The sequence below is a fragment of the Niabella agricola genome, assembly GCF_021538615.1.
GTDB classification, from domain to species: Bacteria; Bacteroidota; Bacteroidia; order Chitinophagales; family Chitinophagaceae; genus Niabella; species Niabella agricola.
Map to the genome: position 1 here is coordinate 3460543 of NZ_JAJHIZ010000003.1, position 19201 is coordinate 3479743.

Consider the following 19201-nt stretch of genomic DNA (forward strand, 5'->3'; position numbering starts at 1 on the left):
TGGTATCCTTTAAAAAAATAAAACATTCCGGCTTCTGTAAAATCTAACTAAAATTAATTTTTTTGAGCGGATAAACAAAATTAAGAATGAGATTTCAGAAATCGGAAATACCCTTGCAACCTTATGTTGCATAAATTCTGGAGCGGTTAACGATCAGTTATTTTATGCTGCTGATGTACTGGTTGGGGTTTATTGCCCGCCGCCCGGCAATTTTTCAGGCAAGCTGGATACGCCCCGGGCTTTCAGCCGGGATTTAAAAGGAATACAGGCTATATGGTTATCTGCAGTCGCAGATGACCAGATTGGGAACGAAAAGAAAAAATCCGAGAATCAGCGGCCAATTCAGTTTGTCAGTTGAATATTCCAGCCCCGGTTTTATCAAAATACTGGGTAATGGTTTTGGGAAAAGGCAGGGTTTTTAAAACAGCAGCCTTGACCCAGTTATAGTTTTCAAACCGGGGATTTTTTTCATTAAGCCTGTAGGAAATAAAAACGGCCTTTATAAGCTGGTGGCTGAGTTTTTGGCTATGGACCGGACTTATGATAACGGCCGTTCCTTTTGGAATCCAACCTTTTTTAATCGCTGCGGCAACGATTGCTGCCGAACCGGTTTCTTCCTTTTTTTCAATCAGCGGAAATTCATAAAGATGTTGCCAGATGTCTTTATCGAGCCGTTCTCTTACAGGCCACGCGTTCCGGTATTGCGGCAGGAAAAAATAGAAGTAACGGGTACGAACAGCGGTCCGTTTTATTTTTACCGGCAGTAGTCCGACAATGTCTTCCTTATAAGCAGTGCAATCATTTTTAAACGGGCATTGCTCACAATCTGGGTTGGCGGGTTTACAAACCGTTGCGCCAAAATCCATAATGGCCTGGTTGTATTCACCCGGATTTTCTTTATCCAGCAACTGTTCTGCCAATGCGGTAATGATCTTTTTCCCCGCTGTAGTGTCTATCGCTTCCCGGATGCCGAAAACCCGTGCGAGGACCCGGAAAACATTGCCATCGATGACTGCATGCGGAAGATCAAAGGCAAAGGATGCGATTGCAGCAGCTGTATAGGGTCCGATTCCTTTTAATTCCAGGATGGCCTCATAAGTATCCGGAAACCGCCCGTTTCGTTCCGAACTGATTACACGTGCTGTGTGTATCAGGTTTTTGCAGCGGGAATAATAACCAAGGCCCTCCCACAGTTTGAATACTTTTTTTTCATCGGCCGCTGCGAGGTCCTGAACGGCCGGAAAGTTGGTGATAAAATTTTCGTAATACTTTAAACCTTGATCTACACGTGTTTGCTGCAAAATAATTTCGCTTAACCAAATTTTATAGGGATCTTTAACGCCCTTCCAGGGCATTTCCCGTTTGTTTTTATTTCGGTTCCAGTCGATTAAATAATGAGAAAAAAGATTATGGATCAATTTTTTATGTGTTAAAAAGTGCAGATTGTCAATTAAATTTAGTAAATTACCTTAAAATTTTTCAATTTTATAAAATTTGGATTAATAATTGATTGTAAACTATTTATTAAAGTTTTGCACATTTATTGCAGTAACTTTACGTAACAGTAATCATTAAACTATCTTAATATCAGGAACTATGCGAAAAGCAGACTTAGTAAATAAGATCTCAGACAAAACCGGTATTCCAAAGGTTGATGTGCTTGTTACTTTGGAAACGATGTTTAAAGAAGTAAAGGATACACTTGCTTCTGGAGAGAACATCTACATCAGGGGCTTTGGCAGTTTCATAACCAAAAAAAGAGCTGCTAAGATCGGCCGGAACATTAAAAAGAATGTAGCGGTTCATATTCCGGAACATTATATCCCTGCCTTTAAACCCGCAAAAGAATTTACCGCTGAGGTAAAAAAACTCGTTGAACCTAAACCGGATACCGGTCCGGGCGAAGATGCGGATGATTAGAATTCTTTAAAAAAACTTCGTATTGTAGCGGATTGCAGTTACCTTTGCCGTCCAATTAAGGACAGTTGAAGAAACCTCAGGTAATAACAATCGCTATAGCGGTGGTGGCAATCGTGCTACTGCTGGCTTTTGGGCGTACTACCCCCAAAGCAGGTCCGAAACCGGCTGCCGGAGAAACGGCGCAGGAACATGATCATGCGGATCATGAGGAAACTGCGGATGGGTTTTCTATTGATACAGTGCTTGCGATGTCGAAAAAGGAACTTCCTGTGGACCAGGCGTTACGGCTCGATCTGCTGGAACAAAGCATCACTCGCGGTGATGTTCTGAAACAGAAACTGGATGTATATCATCAGTTGGCTCATTTCTGGAAAGACACAGCAAAAGCTTTTATTCCTTATGCCTGGTTCACAGCTGAATCCGCAAGGTTGGAAAATTCCGAAAAAAGTCTCAACTTTGCAGCCCAAATCTTCCTGGGCCAGCTGCCTCAGGTTGAAAATGCACAAACCCGTCATTGGATGGCTGAGCAGGCAAAAGACCTGTTTGAGAAGGTATTGTCTGTAAACCCCGCCAATGATTCGGCAAAAGTGGGCTTGGGGGCAACCTATCTTTACGGGGGTATCGGTACTCCGATGGAAGGTATTGGAAAAATCAGGGCTGTAGTTGAAAAAGACAGTACCAATGTTTATGCGCAGATGACACTGGCCACGGCTTCCCTTATGAGTGGTCAAAAGCAGAAAGCGCAGGAACGCCTGGAAACTGTATTGAAATTGCAGCCGCAAAATATCCAGGCAATCCTGATGCTTGGAGATCTATACGAAAAGGATGGTAATAAAGACCAGGCGATACAGTGGTACTCAAAAGCTGTAAAGCTGGTGCAGAGAGCGGATATCAAGACAGAGCTGGAAAAGCGGATTGAAGCATTAAAGAAATAAAAATATTTAATTAAAGTTCATTTTAAAAAATTTATTGAGTATGCCTTGTGGTAAAAAAAGAAAACGTCATAAAATCGCAACACACAAACGTAAAAAAAGACTGAGAAAAAATCGTCATAAGAAAAGAAAATAGAATAGCGTTTTTCTTTTAAGACATTTGAAATAACAGGTAGTATTCTGTTGAGATAGAAATTACCTGTTATTGCTTTTGTATGGATCGGTTTTTAAATAATGATGTGAGCATACCATCCTGTTTGCTGCCATAAAATAATATTTTGCCCCTCATTATTCGGCTAACCGTTTCTTTAAATACTTCAAGATGAGTACTCATGGTGGTTTCTCATGAATAAAGACCTTATTATTAACGCCACCCCTACGGGAGTGGATATAGCGCTACTTGAAAATAACAAACTGGTAGAGCTACATAGTGAAAAAACGGATTCCCGTTTTGCAGTTGGCGATCTTTACCTGGGCAAGGTAAAGAAACTGATGCCCGGGTTAAACGCAGCATTTATTGATCTGGGATACGAAAAGGACGCATTCCTGCACTACACAGACCTGAGCCCTTATGTAAAATCCCTGCTGAAATTTACCACGCAGGCGATGAACCAAAGCGGCGACCAGGGCATGGATTTTTCAAAGTTTGAGATTGAACCGGAGATTATTAAAACCGGTAAGATCACCGAGGTATTGAGTGGCAAGCCCCATATCCTGGTTCAGATTTTGAAGGAGCCCATTGCGGCCAAAGGACCAAGGCTAAGCTGTGAACTTTCGTTGCCGGGCAGGTATATTGTCATTACCCCGTTTAACAATATTGTGGCGGTTTCCAAGAAGATCCATTCTTCCGAGGAGCGGAAACGGCTGCAAAAAATTGTGGAAGCCGTAAAGCCCCGGAACTTTGGTGTAATTGTCCGCACCGCTGCTGAAGGAAAAAATACGGCGGAGCTGTATGAAGACCTCACCAACCTGGTAAACTCCTGGAAAACGATCGAGCAGAATCTGAAAGGGGCAGTAGCGCCAGCCAAGATCCTGAGCGAGCAGAACAAAACCAACAGCATTTTAAGAGACCTGCTCAATGCGGACTTTAACCGCATTATTGTAAACTCGAAGAGTATTTATACCGAAACCAAACAATACATCCAGAAGATTGCGCCGGAAAAGGCTGAAATCGTTTCGCTGTATCAGAGCCCCGGTGGTATTTTTGATTCTTTTGGCATTACCAAACAGGTTAAAGCCTCGTTTGGAAAAACGGTGAACCTGAACAGTGGTGCCTACCTGATCATTGAGCATACCGAGGCCCTGCATGTGATTGATGTAAACAGCGGTTACAAGAATGTAAGCAATAACCAGGAACAGAATGCACTGGCCACGAACCTGGAGGCTGCAGAAGAAATATCGCGACAGCTGCGGTTGCGGGATATTGGTGGCATTATTGTGGTGGACTTTATCGATATGAAGCAGGCCGAAAACAAACGGACCCTCTATGAAAAAATGGAGGAATTCATGAAGGCAGACCGCGCCCGTCACTCGGTGCTTCCTATTTCAAAATTCGGACTCATGCAGATCACCCGGCAGCGCATGCGCCCGGAGGTGAATATCAACACCCAGGAAATTTGTCCCACCTGTAACGGCACCGGTAAAATTGCTTCATCGCTGATTCTGGAAGACGAGATCGAAAAGAACCTGAGTTATCTGATTACACATAAACATAAAGACCTGAAGCTGGTGGTAAACCCCATTGTGTTTGCTTACCTGACCAAGGGTTTCTGGTTTAACAGCAAACTGGCTAAGTGGAATAAGAAATTCGGGCAAAAAATTAAACTGGAACAGAACAGCACCTACCAGCTGGTAGAATACCGGTTCTTTAACAGCGAGGAGGAAGAGATTAAAATGTAAAATTTAAAATATAGCATGTAAAATGTGAAAGTAAGGATGCGTTTGAAAAAAACGCTTTCTTACTTTTTATTTTTAATTTATATTAATTGCTTCTTAGATAATGGGGGTTTTCATCATTATGGCTGCACCTTGTTTATATACAGCGTGTGCCAAAGCGTTTTTGTATCGGAGAAAAGAAGATCCGGTGAACAGGGTGCGATCTGCCAAAAGCCTTCTTTTATTTCCGTTTCAAGTTCGCCGGTATCCCATCCGCAATAACCGATCAATAATTTCAGATCCTGTTCAGCAGGGGAGTGTTGGTTGATATGGGCCACTGCCTGCTTGAAATTCCCTCCGGAGTAAACGGAAGCATCAACGGGTATCCCCTCTTGTATCAGATCGGGACAGCGATGGATAAAGAACAGATGCTCCTGGTCAACCGGTCCGCCTTCAAATAAAGGAAACGCGGCACAATGACGAAACTCTACCAGCTCGTTAAATTTTCTTGGAAAAGGTTTGTTCATTATAAAACCCATAGCACCGGCTGTATTATATTCGGTGATCAGCAGTACGGCCTGCCGGAAGTTGGGATCGTCCATAGCCGGGGTACTGATCAATACGGTGCCGGAATTGATGCTCATGTTGTGCGTTGTGAAATGGATAAGAAGAGTGCTTGCAAATACCAGTGGTTTTTTGGAACCGGCTAATTCTTATTGATCAGAAATTCAAACGCCTTTAGCTGGGGCCTGTTGATGGCTTTCAGGATCTTTCTTTTTTTTGCTGTAATACGGTTACGTGTAGCCAGTTCATGGGCGGTACAAAATTTTTCATCTGTATCTACACATGCAATCACTTTGTGCACAAACTGAACCTCCTGATCTATGTACTCCTGCGTACACCCATGCTCTTTCAGCAGGAAGATAATATCGCGGCTATAATCGTTCATTTTGTCGTTCTCAAAAAAAATGTGACATTCACATCTATAAAAATAAGATTTTTTCCGATCCAGTACAAGAATATTTTTATCTGCAGGTACTGGTAAAGAACCGGCAATTCATGAACCCGACACAGCAAAAAAAGCAGGTCCTGGTGGCTCCGCTCGATTGGGGACTTGGTCATACAACGAGATGCATACCAATAATTTACGAGCTTATTAAACAGGGTGCGGAGGTCATAGCCGCCGGTAATGAAGTGCAATGCGGATTATTGCAAAAGGAATTCCCGCAGATCCGCTGTCTGCACCTGGAGGGCTATAATGTACGGTATACTGCCAAACGAAGCGGCTTTCTTTTTAATCTGCTCAAACAGGTTCCGTCTATATGGAAAACAATCCGGTATGAGCATCGCTGGCTGCAATCCGTCGTAAGAAAATACAATATTCATGGTGTGATCAGTGACAATCGTTTTGGTCTGTATCATACAAACGTGCCCACTGTTTTTATTACACACCAGTTGCGGGTAAAAAATCCACTGGGCCGGGGAATGGAAACTGTTTCACAATGGATCAATTACCGGTGGATCGAAAAATTTTCGCGTTGCTGGATTCCCGATTACCCTGCGGCACCCGGGCTCGCGGGCGACCTTTCGCATCCGGCGCTAATGCCGGCAATACCTTTTGAATACCTGGGGCTGCTTTCAAGAATGCAACCGCAAAAAGCGGAAGTCTCAAAAGAAACGATCCTGGTTGTTTTATCGGGTCCCGAACCACAGCGATCCCTTTTTGAACAAACTGTTTGCAATCAGCTGCAATCGCTTAAAATAGCCAGCATACTGGTAAGAGGGCTGCCCAATGGTGGTGGATCACGGCTTCCGGAACTGCCCTTTACGCAGGTATATGATCACCTGCCGGCGGCAGCCCTGAACCGGCTTATTTGTAATGCCGCATATGTTGTTTGCAGAAGCGGCTATAGTTCGATAATGGATCTGCAGGCAGTGGGCGCCCGGTGTATCCTGGTACCTACACCCGGGCAAACGGAGCAGGAATACCTGGCTCAGTTACTGGACCGGCAGCACCTCGCTGTAACCAGCTCACAGGAAGACTTTCAACTGGAAGCGTTGCTCGAAAAAGCTCAAAAGCTTCGCTACGCTGAACCGCCTGGCAACCGCGCCGACTTGGAGCAGGCTGTGGAGCGCTTTTTAAATGACTGTGGCGGAACCATCCATTCCAGGAAAATGATACAGGATGGCCGCTTATGAATTCTTGCTATCTGTTTAAACGTGCTATCAATCTTTGGGAGAAAACGTTGTTACCAGGTTTTTTTTAGCAGCCTCAAAATTACTCCAGTCATTCATATCCACTTCCATTATCGCAATACCGCAAGTAGGCAGGCTATCGATGCCAGCGTGGGTCAGATCATTTACAAAATTTGTTACACCCGGATTATGGGCTACAATGGCCAGTGTTTGGATGTTTTCCCCTTCTCTTAACCACTCAATGGTTTCTGTAATACCCAGCACGTCGGCCAGGTAAAGGCCTTCGAAATAGCGGATATGATCACCGGGGATATCCAGGGTTTCTGCAAAGATCCGGGTCGTTTGCATGGTCCGTTCCGAATTACTGGAAAAGAGCCGGTCGATATGGTATCCCTTTGCCTTAAGCAGTGCCGCCATTTTTGTGGCGTTGCGCTGGCCCCTGTCGGTCAGCTTTCGCTCTATATCTTTTCCAAAACCCTGCTCGGCCTTCGCATGCCGGATGATAATCAATGTTTTCATGCACCTGTTTTCAAGAGTGAGTGTAAAATTCTTTACAAGTTTAAGTAATAATACGGTTCAGACAATCTTCTTTTTGGATGAAATATCGGGTTGTTTCGATATACGGTAAGGGGCAATAATATCGTGTTTTTAGTACATAATAAAAAAAAATTTTTTGTTAAAGAAATGTTACCTTCAATCGGATACTTCCTTCTTTTTAATTCTAAACTCAATGCCGTATGGAAAGAATGAAAGTCTTTTACGTGCTACTTATGCTCTTGTGCCCCTGTTTTATGCTACACAGTTTCGGCCAGACAAAAACTGTTGTTGGAACTGTTACAGACGATAAGGGGAGTCCACTTCCAAATGTTTCTATTGTATTAAAGGGTGCTACTTCCGGAACCGCTACGGATGCGGAAGGAAAATTTTCGATTGCCGCCAAAGCCGGTGATGAGCTGGAGTTTTCGAGCGTCGGCTTTAAAACGGTTACGCTTAAAGCCAATGTGAATGCACCCATGGCTGTTCAGTTAGCCGCGGATGTTTCCAGTTTAACCGATGTGGTGGTGATTGGTTATGGTACCGCGCGCAAAAAGGATCTTACCGGATCTGTAGCGGTTGTCGATATGAAAGAGTTGAAACAACAACCGGCAGCAAGCCCCCTGGAGGCGCTTCAGGGTAAAGCCGCCGGGGTACAGATTGTGAATGACGGATCACCCGGGGCTACTCCCCAGGTCCGTATCCGTGGTTTTAGTACCATCAACAATAATGATCCCCTGTACATCATAGACGGAATGCCCTACCAGGGAAAGCTGAGTTGGCTGAACTCCAGTGATATTGAAAGCATGCAGGTATTAAAGGATGCTTCTGCTGCTTCTATTTATGGAGCACGGGCCAATAACGGGGTGGTGATCGTTACTACCAAAAAAGGAAAATCCGGAGCGCCCAGGGTGAACCTGGATATGTACTATGGCAGCCAGAACCCCAACCGTGGCCGGTTTCCAAAGTATCTGAATCCCCAGCAGTTTGCAGAGTTCCTGTTTGCAGGGTATAAAAATGCCGGACTGGATCCTACAAAAACCGATTATTACGGAACGGATGCCAACAACCCTACCCTTCCGGAATATTTACTTGCAGGCGGTGTTTATGGCCAGAAAATTACAGCGGCGATGGTTAACCCTTCATTGTATAACTATTCTATGGATGGAAAAACCTTTTACCAGATTACCAAGGCCAACCGGGAAGGTACTGATTGGTACCGGACCATTACCCGGAATGCTCCCATACAAAACTACCAGCTTACTGTAAGCGGTGGTGGTGAAAACGCCAATTATGCGGTGAGCGGGGGGTATATGAATCAGGAAGGGGTGGTACGATACACCGGCTTTAAACGGTATACCATTCGCGCCAACAGTAATTTTACAGTGTTGGGCGACCGTTTGCAGATGGGTGAAAATATCCAGTATTCGCGCACCGAGAACCAGGGTTTTTCTACCAATGTAAATACGGCCGGAAGTTATATGGGTGAGGGGTCTCCAATGGGCTGGGCCTACCGGATTCAGACCATTATTCCCGTTTACGATATTATGGGCAACTTTGGCGGCAGCCGGGGTAACCTGCTGGGGAACGCGGAAAACCCGATGGCGGCGCTCTACCGGGCCAAGGATAATGTTGGTACTTCCAACCAGTTTTTCGGAAGTGTTTACGGCGATCTTAAAATCCTTGAATCACTGCACCTGAAAACCACCTATGGGGTTCGGTACGAAACCTATAACGGTGTAACCGTTGGATATCCGAATCCGGAGCGCGCAGAAGGAAGTTACAATAACCATACTTTCAGCGAGAACATGGGCTGGGGGACCGACTGGACCTGGTCCAATACGCTTACGTTTAAAAAGCGGTTTAATGAAAAACATGATCTTACCGTTATGGCAGGTACGGAGGCCGTAAGGGCCTGGGCGCGTTACCTGAATGGTTCTGCCAACGGCTATTTCCTGATGGGAGACATGAACTATTATTATATGAATACGGCAACCTCTACACCGGTTGCCAGTAATGGTACATCTATCAGCCAGCCGAGTTCCCTGTATTCGATTTTTGGAAGAGTGGATTACGGATTCCTGGATAAATACCTGATCTCCGGAACCCTTCGCCGGGATGGATCTTCGAGGTTTAACCCCGGTAATAAATACGGGAATTTTCCGGCCGTCAGTCTTGCCTGGAGAGTGTCTAATGAAGGGTTCATGAAAAGCGTGACCTGGGTAGATGATCTGAAGTTCCGTGCCGGCTGGGGCGTTACCGGTAACCAATCCATTCCGGATTTCCAGTATCTGAAGCTGCTGCAGGCATCCATCAATTCTTCCTATTATCCGATTAACGGAAGCAGTCTTTCCAGCGGGGTATGGATCTCCGGCTATGCCAACCCGGATATTAAATGGGAGCAGGCGCAGTCGTTGAATATAGGAATTGACTTTACGTTGCTGCACCGCACACTGGATGGATCGTTTGATGTGTATAACAAAAAGACAGTGGATATGCTTTATCCGCTGGCTCTGCCGGCGCAGGCCGTTGGTGGTGGATCTTCGCCGTATGTAAACATCGGGGAAATGAGTAACAAGGGCTTTGAATTGGTATTGAATTATCACTACACCAGTTCTTCCGCTAACAAGCCTTTTAATTTTGATGCTGGGGTAAACTTTTCAAGAAACATCAACAAACTGGTATCTCTGGCTCCGGGCATTAAAAAAGTGAACATGCTGACCAACCGTTCGGTGATTCCTTCTGTGATTATGGCAGGGCTTCCTTTTGGTGCTTTCTATGGTTATAAAGTAGAAGGGCTTTTCAAATCGGCCGAAGAAATTGCCGGTGCTGCAAAACAAACGGGAGCTCATCCGGGCGGTTTCCGTTATGCGGATATCGATGGAAACGGCACCATCGACGACAACGACCTGACCATGATTGGCAGCCCGCATCCGAAATTTATTTACGGGCTGAACCTAAATGCTGGCTATAGCAATTTTGATATTTCATTGGCGTTTAACGGATCGCAGGGCAATAAGATCTTCGACTTCACACGCTTGTATACAGATCTCAGCCTGTTTGATGGCGCGGTAAGCGAACGCATGCTGAACGCGTGGAGCCCATCCAATGCCAACAGTGATATACCAGCGCCTTACCGCAGCCGGCCTGCTATTGAATTGTTATCCAATAGTTATTTCGTACAGGACGGAAGTTATCTGAAGTTGAAGCTGGCGCAGATCGGCTATAATTTTAAATTAAAAGGCGCGCTGCAGGACAGGATCAAGAACCTGCGCTTATATGTGAGCGGTACCAACCTGTTTACTATTACCAAATACAGCGGGCTCGATCCTGAAGTAACTTCTTCTCCGGGCACTTATGCTGCGCCTGGGGTAGACCTGGGCATGTATCCGATATCCCGGCAATACCTGGTTGGTTTAAACGTTACATTCTAATATTGACTTTTAAAAATAGTATGGTATGATAAAGAAATTATATAAACCGATATGCTTCCTTTTACTTCTGGCAATGTGCTGTTCCTGTGGAAAAGGATTCCTGGAAACAAAACCCCAGGGGGCACTTTCGGAAGCTTTGCTAACGAATACTCAAGGTGTGGAAGCCGCGCTGATCGGCGCTTATGGCATTATGAACGGTAACATCAATGGCACCTGGGGCAACTACTCCAGCGGCCCCAGCCAGTGGTTGTTTGGAGAAGTGGCAGCCGACAATGCACATAAGGGTAGTAATGGTCCGGATCAATCGCCCATGAACGACATCGAATTGCATAATGTCAATTCATCCAATGATAATCTGCCCGTAATGTGGCGGGTGTATTATGAAGGAATCACCCGCTGTAATACCACGCTCAGGCTTCTTGCTGCAGTACAAGGCGGCGGCAGTGATAAGTTCTCCGAGGAGCGCGCTACTCAAATAGCTGCAGAAGCAAAGATGCTTCGGGGGCATTATTATTTTTTCTTAGCTCGGTTGTTTAAAAACATTCCTTATGTCGATGAAAATATGACAACCCAGGACGCTACAAAAGTACCGAACGACAAGAGTGTATACCCGATGATCGAAGCGGATTTCAAAGCGGCCATGGCAGGCCTGCCCCAGGATTATTCAAAACCTTTGGGAGAAGTAGGCCGTGTAGATAAATACGCAGCCGAAGCCTATCTGGGTAAACTGTACCTCTACCAGAAAAAATATGCAGAAGCACTGATCCTGTTCAAGGATGTAATTACTAAAAAAGCGGCGTTGACCAGTCTGGATTTTAATGCGAACTTTAATATTAAAGGAAAGAACGGTGCGGAAGGGATTCTGGTGTCCCAAAGCAAAATTAATGCAGACGGAAGCGGTGATAACGCTAACGTGGGCGATATGCTCGCCGGTCTTTATGGAAATTCACCAGGCGGTTGTTGCGGTTTTTACCAGCCATCCGTTGATCTGGTAAATGCATTTAAAGTAGATGCAAACGGACTGCCTTTTTTAGACGGTACGTACCGGAACAATCCTTATAAATCAGACCAGGGGCTGAGCGGTCCGGCACTGGATAATTACCAGTTGGATGTGTCTCTGGTTTTTGACCCCCGGCTGGATTATACCGTGGGCCGGAGACAGGTGCGATACCGCGACTGGGGTGTACTGGTTCCGGGTTGGATCCGGGATCAGCCTTTCGGAGGACCCTTTGTTGCGGTAAAGCAATCGATTAACCAGGCAGATTTTAGCGGCAATGTAGCCAATGGGGCCAATTATCTGAATGCACAAAATGTTAACATTATCCGGCTGTCTGATGTATACCTGATGGCGGCAGAATGTGCGGTAGAAACCAACGACCTGGATGCAGCAAAAACCTGGGTGAATCTGGTGCGGACGCGTGCGGCTACTTTAGCGCCGGTGCTGACCGGATCGGGCCAACCCGCTGCCGTTTACAAAATAGGCACCTACCCATCCTTCCCCAGTCAGGATTATGCGCGGAAAGCGGTGCGGTTTGAACGAAGATTGGAACTGGCACTGGAGGGGCACCGTTATTATGACCTGGTACGCTGGGGCATTGCCAAAGATGTGCTGGAATCCTATAAGGATTTTGAAAAGCAATATGTATCTGCGTCTCAGCCGGCAGGATTCACCTATCCCGATTGGGATAAGGGAATGCTCATTCCACGGGAGCAGATCGACCGGGCACAGGGTGTGTTGAGGCAGAATCAATAACCGGGCATCAGGCTGGTTCATATGTATACCCCCATCAATGTTGTATTGGTGGGGGTTTGCATATCCGGAGCGGCTATGATTATCCAGTAATAAAATCTTATTTTCGTTTACAGCAACGATAAAACATTCCATTTGAAAATAATTACCATCATCCTTTCCCTGCTGGGCCTTTCGATCTGCCTGTTTACCTGCACCAGCCGGTACAATTCTGGTAATGATTCAAGAGGTCCGCAATATGCAGGGGCCGCCCGTTGTGTTCAATGTCATCAGGAAATAGCGCGCAGTTATGTTCACGCCCATCATTATAAAACATCATCTAAAACAGACGTGGATGTGGTTAAAAAAATCATCACCGCTTTAAATGACACCGTCCGTTTTCCAGGTAATCAACTGGTGCGCCTGGAGACCGTTAATAAGGGGATCATGCAAACCTATATGTTGAATGGAGGGCAAGTGGCCCGTGAGCAGATGGATTTTGCATTTGGCTCAGGAGAAAAAGCGTGGACCTTTGGCTATTGGCGGGATGAGAAACTGTACCAGTTGCCGCTTACCTACCTGTCGGAATTAAAACGCTGGACAAACAGTCCGGGCTTTCCCGCAGATCATCCGGACTATTCACGACTTATTGTAGGCCGGTGTATGGAGTGCCATAGTTCATATGCTGCTGTAGAAAGAAACCTGGAGGGGGGCATGCGCTATACCGAAAAGATCGATCCCGGCTCCATCATTTATGGAATCGATTGTGAGCGTTGTCATGGCCCTGCCGCGCAACATGTAGCGTTTCATATGGATCATCCGGATGAAAAGACTGCGAAGTTTATGACGCCGATAAAATCATTGAGCCGGCAGCGGCAACTGGACCTTTGTGCTACCTGTCATTCCGGCGACCCGGTAAATCTGAGATCGATCTTTGCGTTTGTACCGGGAGATACACTTTCCAACTATTATATGTATTACCCCGGAGTTGCCGCCAATCCGGATGCACACGGCATGCAAATGCAATCGCTGATGCAGAGCCAGTGTTTTCTGCAGAGCAACCTTACCTGTACCAGTTGTCATGATACCCATAAAAATGAAGGCAGTATGCAGGAGGTGTTTGTGCAGCGTTGTATGTCCTGTCATTTAAAATCCGATCATGCGGTTGCCATGCGCAGTGCAAAGAACGATTGTATCAGTTGTCATATGCCGCTGGAGGCATCCAAAAGTTTAGATTTTAATAATAGTGCGGAACAAAAAAATACCAGTTATCGCCTGAGGACCCACCGGATTGCTGTTTATCCGGATTCTAAGTAAAATAACAAACCTATTGCTGCCGGACGAGCGCTCCGGAGAGTATTAGCAGAGCACCCGGGCTGGCAACCGTACGGCGGGGAAACGGTAGAAAGCACGAAATTTTATGACAGAAGATTTACGCATTAAAGAATCAAATACGCTCGTTAACAGGAATATAATCATTTGTTTTGTGATTTTGGCCGTTTTGGCTTACGTTATGGAGCTTAAGAAGTGGGCAAATTTTAAAGAAGACGGAAAATTGGTTACTGCTACAGTGGTGGATTATTCGACGGGCAGGTATGCTTCGTTAACAGCAACCTTTGACTATAATAAGAAAGTGTTCCAAGGAAAAGTCCAGACGTCGGTACTAAGCGAACAATGGCCACAACTTGTTGGCCGCAGCCTTAAGGCATTGTACAGTGAAAAGGAAAATATGGTCGTACTGTTGGTGTTTCCTGAAGACTTTAAAGCGTATCATATTAAGCCCGACAGTATTTCTACCTGGGTAAGGGATCATTTAGTGCATTATTAGAGTGTAGTGAATCACCCGCTGTGGGTCATAATAGGGGTATACAAAAAAAAGAGCGGCCATCTGAAGCCGCTCTTTTTTTATAAGTTACTAGGGTTAATACCCCCTTTCGTTCTTTCCCTCCATATAGTTCATAAAGGCCTGGTTTACCACCCGGTTACCGCCCGGGGTGGGATAGTCGCCCGTAAAGTACCAGTCGCCCAGGTTATTGGGGCATGCTTTATGAAGGTCTTCAATGCTCTGGAAGATCACCTGTACCGGAATGTTCAAACCGGCCGGCGTGATCATTTCGGCTATTTTCTCAGTGATCTCATCCACTGTGCTGCTTTTATAGAGCTGTTTTACCACGTTCTCGGTATGTAGCAGGTGCTGCTCCTTCAGGTCCTTGCATTTTTGAAGCAATTCATCCAGCAGGGATTCTTTCCCTTTATCTTTTAATACTTCTACCGCGGCACTGAAGGCAATAAAATCGCCCATTTTGCTCATATCGATTCCATAGCAGTCCGGGTAGCGGATCTGCGGGCAGGAAGAAACTACGATGATCTTTTTGGGCTGCAGGCGGGAAAGCATTTTGATGATACTCTCTTTCAGCGTGGTACCTCTTACGATCGAATCATCGATCACCACGATGGTATCGATGCCGGGACGCACAGTACCATAAGTAATATCGTACACGTGCTGCACCATTTCGTTCCGGCTGGCATCTTCGGTAATAAACGTGCGCATCTTTACATCCTTGATCGCTATTTTATCGATCCGGATGCGGCGGTTGACCATCTCGCTTAGCTTTTCCTCGTCAAAGTCTTTACCCCAGCTTAAAATGCGTTCTATTTTGATCTTATTCAGGTAGAGCTGCATGCCCTTGTGGAGGCCCAGGAAGGCCACTTCTGCGGTATTGGGAATATAGGAAAAGATGGTATTCTTCAGATCGAAATCGATCGCTTTCAGCACCTGCTCACTCAAATTGAAACCAAGTGCTTTCCGCTCTTTATAAATCTTTTCGTCACTGCCCCGCGAAAAATAAATGCGTTCGAAGCTGCAGGCCTTGCGCTCGCCCGGGGTCACTACTTCCGCAATTTCATATTCCCCGTTTGCGTTTACCATCAGGGCATTACCGGGCATCAGTTCTTTTACCTCGTTTTCACCTACGTTAAATGTGGTACGGATGGCCGCGCGTTCAGAGGCAGCCACGATCACTTCGTCGTTAATATAATAATAACAGGGGCGGATACCATTCCGGTCGCGGAAAACAAATCCCAGTCCTTCCCCGGTTAACCCGCCTACCGCAAATCCCCCGTCAAACATGGGGATTACTTCCTGTAGTACGCTTTTAATATCTACGTTGCCGGGATTTTTTTTATCGGCCTCAATCAGGTAATGATGGATGATTTCCATCATTGCCGCCAGGTCGCTCTGTTTCTGGAAATTCCCTGGTACAATATTGAGTTGTTCAAAAAGTTCCTGGGTGTTGACCAGGTTAAAGTTTCCCGCAAGGGCCAGGTTTCGGCCGGGTACCGTATTCCTTTTGATAAAGGGATGGCAAAAATCAGCGTTGTTCTTACCCTGTGTGCCATACCGCAGATGCCCCAGCAACAATTCGCCCAGGAATTTAATATGTCCTTTCATCAAACCGGGATGCTTGAGCGCATCCGGGTTATACCGGCAAACCTCATCTACTTCGTCGGCAATATTTTTAAATAAACCGGAGATGGCCTGGGGTTCTGCGCTGCGCATGCGGTGCAGGAATGGGTAGCCGGGCTCTACATTCAGTTTTACAGCGGCAATACCGGCGCCGTCCTGTCCGCGGTTATGCTGTTTCTCCATCAGGAGGTAGAGCTTGTTCAGCCCCCACATTACGGTTCCATGCTGTTTTAAATAATGGGAGAAGGGTTTGCGGAGCCGGATAAAGGCTAAACCGCATTCATGCTTTATGGGATCACTCATAACTTTATAAAAAGGAAATGCAAAGTTACGATTTTGAAGCTTAAAGATTGCTTAATATAGGTTAAGGCTACGGTATTTTTTAACCGTTACATCTGCATGACAGGGGTGTTTTTTACACAACATCTTCAACCGGCTGTATCTCATAGTATATAGAAGTAAAAACGGTTGTTTGTTATTCGTCGATGGCCCTGTTTAGGAACGTGATCAACGGCTGCAGCGTTTGAAAAGCTTTTACCGTTGTGGTCAGCAAGGTGGGGCTGGTCAATATAGCGTCCGGCAGGTTGGTTAAAGCCGTATAGCTTTTGTATTTGAGATAGGCAGCGGCCGGATTGTCCGGCTCGTATCCCTTTGGAACCCTCGACAAGATCTGCCCTTCTTCAACCGTAAGGCCGCCATAGGTATCCCTGAACTTTTTGGTTCCCAAAACCTTTTCAAACTCCTGGAGATTATAGTCAATCTCCTGCCGCACCTTGGCCAGCTCGGCCGGCATGGGTTGCCAGATGCCGCCGCCGGTGAAGCTGCCGCCGGGTTCGAGGTGAAGATAATACCCGCCCTTTACCGACTTTTTCCCTTCCGGATTGATATACGCGCCAAAATTGGTTTTATAAGGCTCTTTGTTTTTTGAAAAACGCACGTCGCGGTTGATCCGGAACATACAGTCCCTTGCCTTTAGATGCAGGACGGTAGGCTCGGTTTTGCCGAATGCCGTAATCAGCCGGTCAATAAATGCAGCGAAGTCTTCACGGGCAGCCTCATAGGCTTTCCGGTTTGCGTCAAACCAGGATTTATTATTGTTGAATTTAAGGTCCTTTAAAAATTTCAGTGTCGATGGTTGTATCATATAGGTAAAGTTAAATGATTTCTATATAAGCCGCTGAGGCATGGTTCCATCGGATTGGCCCGGCGCGTGAAGACATGCACCACACCGTGAATAAGGCTATCCCAGGCGGTACAATAATTTTTTTACCAGCCGGGCATTGGTTACTATAGCCATCAATACCAGCGCGGCTGCCAGCAGGATGACGATCCAGTTGACCAGTGACGACAATTCGGGTCGGTTGAACATAATGAACTGGTGAAAGGCCCATTGCATGACCTGGGTGCAGATCAGGGCAGTTAATACGATAAGGATATAAACGGGTACAAACTGGCCGGATACATGCTTTCCCAGCCATGCCGGCGAATAGCCCAGGGTTAACAATAGTTCCAGGTTTTGCCTGCTGCGGGCAATGACCAGTTGCAGATAGAAGGAAAACAGCATTAATGCCAGAATCACTACCAGCAAACCAAAAATACCCAGCCCGCTGAAGATGCCCTGCAGTACAATTTTATTGCGCCCCAGCAGGGTTTTATCGCGGTTAATTACATAATGCTGGGCATCCAGGTAGCGGATCAGCTTCGGATCATTGACATCCTTTAACTTTAAAAACAGCCTGCTGGCGTCCTGGCGGTCCTTATTGCCAAAGTTTTTGTTGGCCCATTGCAAAAAATTCTTGGGCACCAGCACCGAGTTTACCCGGTCGCTGAAGGCTACGATCCTCCCGGAGAAAGTGATGGTATTGTCTCTTCCGTAACAGGCGATCTGCACAGGTATGCCCATGGCTGTTTCTTTTGATAATTGGGGCAGTCCCTGACCGGGCGCAAAAATGTTATAGATCTCGAAAAAATCGGATGAGAGGATAATGGGAATGTTCTGATCGCCTTCTTTCCAGGTAAAATTGGGCGGAAGGGTATCAATAAAATCGTTGTCCAATGCTTCCAGGAACATATCGGTGCTGAAAGGCAATACATTTCCGGCGCTCAGCTGTACCCGGAAATCATTGGCCAGCAGGGGTGATACGCCGGCAATGAATGGTTGCTTTTTAACGGCATCGATCTCATCGGCATGAAACAGGTTCTTTTCCGGTTGTCCCATGGTTTCATTGGTGATGTTTTTGGTGATGGACACAAAATCAAAACCGTCTTTTCGGATACTGCCTTCTTTTAGTAATTGCTGGATGTTGATGAACATCTGCACCGAACATAGCAACAGCAGTACCCCGATACCCAGCCCGATATAGGAAAACCAGCGGGAGGAGGCATTGGTTCCGGTATATAACAATGGTTTTACGGGTTTAAATGAGAGTGCCACAGGAACAGTTTACAAATGATATAAATGGGTTGCGTGGAAGCCGGCTGCTTTTTCAAGCTCAGCAAACAGCACCAGGGCCTTCCGGTTGGCGGCTTCCTCCAGTATCAGATCGATGGCCTTTTGGGAATTGGCCTGATCCAGGTGGCTGAAAGGCTCGTCCATTAACAATACTTCAAAGGGTTGCAGCAGGGCACGGATAATTACGGCCCTTTGCTGCTCTCCATAGGAACAGTGCCTGGCCAGTGCATTCAGCCGGTGGTCCACTCCCAGTATCCTCGCCATTTCCTGAATGCGTTCTGCCGGGTAATAAGGATGCAACTGCCGTTTGATCTCCAGGTTCTCCCGGAGGGTTTGTTCGCCAAATAACCGCATATCCTGTAATACGATGCTCACGTGATCTTTACGCAACGCAGCAAGCGCTTCCCGGTTCATGTTTTTTAGCGGCGTTCCGTCATAACGGATTTCACCGGTATAATCTGTTCTCAGGTTGTACAAAAAATGAACAAGAGAGGTTTTGCCGGTACCGGAGGGTGCCACAATATTGATCAGGTCTCCATTTGAAAAGACAAGATCTTTACCCCATATTCCGGAATCTGCCTTGCGCGTTTCTTCAAAGTAGGTGGGGAGCACATTCCTGATTTCGAGCTTCATGAGTCTTTAAAGGAGTTTGTACCGCCGGTT

At 46.1% G+C, this 19201-nt stretch carries 16 protein-coding genes; 8 read left to right on the forward strand and 8 right to left on the reverse strand.

The genetic code is table 11. The features are described 5' to 3' along the window. Positions 1-350 precede the first annotated feature (350 nt). Entirely contained in the window at positions 351-1418 is a 1068-nt protein-coding gene (gene mutY, locus LL912_RS19845; RefSeq protein WP_235555351.1) for an A/G-specific adenine glycosylase, read from the reverse strand. Positions 1419-1596: 178 nt separating this feature from the next. Between mutY and LL912_RS19850 the strand changes: the two genes are divergently transcribed. The 3 genes from LL912_RS19850 (at position 1597) to LL912_RS19865 (ending at position 4751) form a co-directional block, all read left to right on the forward strand. Further along, the gene (locus tag LL912_RS19850; RefSeq protein ID WP_067759935.1) at positions 1597-1920 is read left to right on the forward strand and encodes an HU family DNA-binding protein; all 324 of its coding nucleotides are present in this window, start codon (positions 1597-1599) and stop codon (positions 1918-1920) included. A gap of 65 nt (positions 1921-1985) precedes the next feature. Then, positions 1986-2855, forward strand: a complete 870-nt coding sequence (locus tag LL912_RS19855) for a tetratricopeptide repeat protein (RefSeq protein ID WP_235555352.1) — start codon at positions 1986-1988, stop codon at positions 2853-2855. Positions 2856-3197: 342 nt separating this feature from the next. Continuing rightward, positions 3198-4751, forward strand: a complete 1554-nt coding sequence (locus LL912_RS19865) for an Rne/Rng family ribonuclease (protein WP_235555353.1) — start codon at positions 3198-3200, stop codon at positions 4749-4751. 116 nt (positions 4752-4867) lie between these two features. On the opposite strand, the gene LL912_RS19870 is transcribed toward LL912_RS19865, so the two are convergent. Beyond that, on the reverse strand, positions 4868-5371 hold the full coding sequence (locus LL912_RS19870; protein WP_235555354.1) for a YqgE/AlgH family protein: 504 nt from the start codon (positions 5369-5371) through the stop codon (positions 4868-4870). A gap of 62 nt (positions 5372-5433) precedes the next feature. After that, positions 5434-5676: a hypothetical protein gene (locus LL912_RS19875; protein WP_235555355.1), complete on the reverse strand. Its 243-nt coding sequence runs from the start codon at positions 5674-5676 to the stop codon at positions 5434-5436. A gap of 110 nt (positions 5677-5786) precedes the next feature. On the opposite strand from LL912_RS19875, the gene LL912_RS19880 reads away from it, so the two are divergent. Beyond that, the gene (locus LL912_RS19880) at positions 5787-6926 is read left to right on the forward strand and encodes a glycosyltransferase (protein ID WP_235555356.1); all 1140 of its coding nucleotides are present in this window, start codon (positions 5787-5789) and stop codon (positions 6924-6926) included. A 27-nt stretch (positions 6927-6953) separates the two neighbouring features. Here LL912_RS19880 and LL912_RS19885 read toward each other — a convergent pair whose 3' ends face one another. Then, positions 6954-7442, reverse strand: a complete 489-nt coding sequence (locus LL912_RS19885) for a SixA phosphatase family protein (RefSeq protein WP_235555357.1) — start codon at positions 7440-7442, stop codon at positions 6954-6956. A gap of 218 nt (positions 7443-7660) precedes the next feature. Here LL912_RS19885 and LL912_RS19890 point away from each other — a divergent pair, with 218 nt between their 5' ends. The 4 genes from LL912_RS19890 (at position 7661) to LL912_RS19905 (ending at position 14448) form a co-directional block, all read left to right on the forward strand. Beyond that, positions 7661-10891, forward strand: coding sequence for a SusC/RagA family TonB-linked outer membrane protein (locus LL912_RS19890; RefSeq protein ID WP_235555358.1), 3231 nt, complete (start codon positions 7661-7663; stop codon positions 10889-10891). A gap of 25 nt (positions 10892-10916) precedes the next feature. After that, positions 10917-12644, forward strand: coding sequence for a RagB/SusD family nutrient uptake outer membrane protein (locus LL912_RS19895; RefSeq protein ID WP_235555359.1), 1728 nt, complete (start codon positions 10917-10919; stop codon positions 12642-12644). A 132-nt stretch (positions 12645-12776) separates the two neighbouring features. After that, the gene (locus LL912_RS19900) at positions 12777-13937 is read left to right on the forward strand and encodes a hypothetical protein (protein WP_235555360.1); all 1161 of its coding nucleotides are present in this window, start codon (positions 12777-12779) and stop codon (positions 13935-13937) included. 103 nt (positions 13938-14040) lie between these two features. Then, positions 14041-14448, forward strand: a complete 408-nt coding sequence (locus tag LL912_RS19905) for a hypothetical protein (RefSeq protein ID WP_235555361.1) — start codon at positions 14041-14043, stop codon at positions 14446-14448. A gap of 93 nt (positions 14449-14541) precedes the next feature. On the opposite strand, the gene LL912_RS19910 is transcribed toward LL912_RS19905, so the two are convergent. From LL912_RS19910 to LL912_RS19925, 4 genes are all read right to left on the reverse strand, one after another. Then, positions 14542-16389 (reverse strand): amidophosphoribosyltransferase, encoded by a 1848-nt coding sequence (locus LL912_RS19910; protein WP_235555362.1) that lies wholly within the window; start codon positions 16387-16389, stop codon positions 14542-14544. A 172-nt stretch (positions 16390-16561) separates the two neighbouring features. Beyond that, positions 16562-17230, reverse strand: a complete 669-nt coding sequence (locus tag LL912_RS19915; protein ID WP_235555363.1) for a DUF2461 domain-containing protein — start codon at positions 17228-17230, stop codon at positions 16562-16564. Positions 17231-17326: 96 nt separating this feature from the next. Beyond that, on the reverse strand, positions 17327-18520 hold the full coding sequence (locus LL912_RS19920; RefSeq protein WP_235555364.1) for an FtsX-like permease family protein: 1194 nt from the start codon (positions 18518-18520) through the stop codon (positions 17327-17329). 9 nt (positions 18521-18529) lie between these two features. Further along, positions 18530-19171: an ATP-binding cassette domain-containing protein gene (locus LL912_RS19925; RefSeq protein WP_235555365.1), complete on the reverse strand. Its 642-nt coding sequence runs from the start codon at positions 19169-19171 to the stop codon at positions 18530-18532. Positions 19172-19201 lie beyond the last annotated feature (30 nt).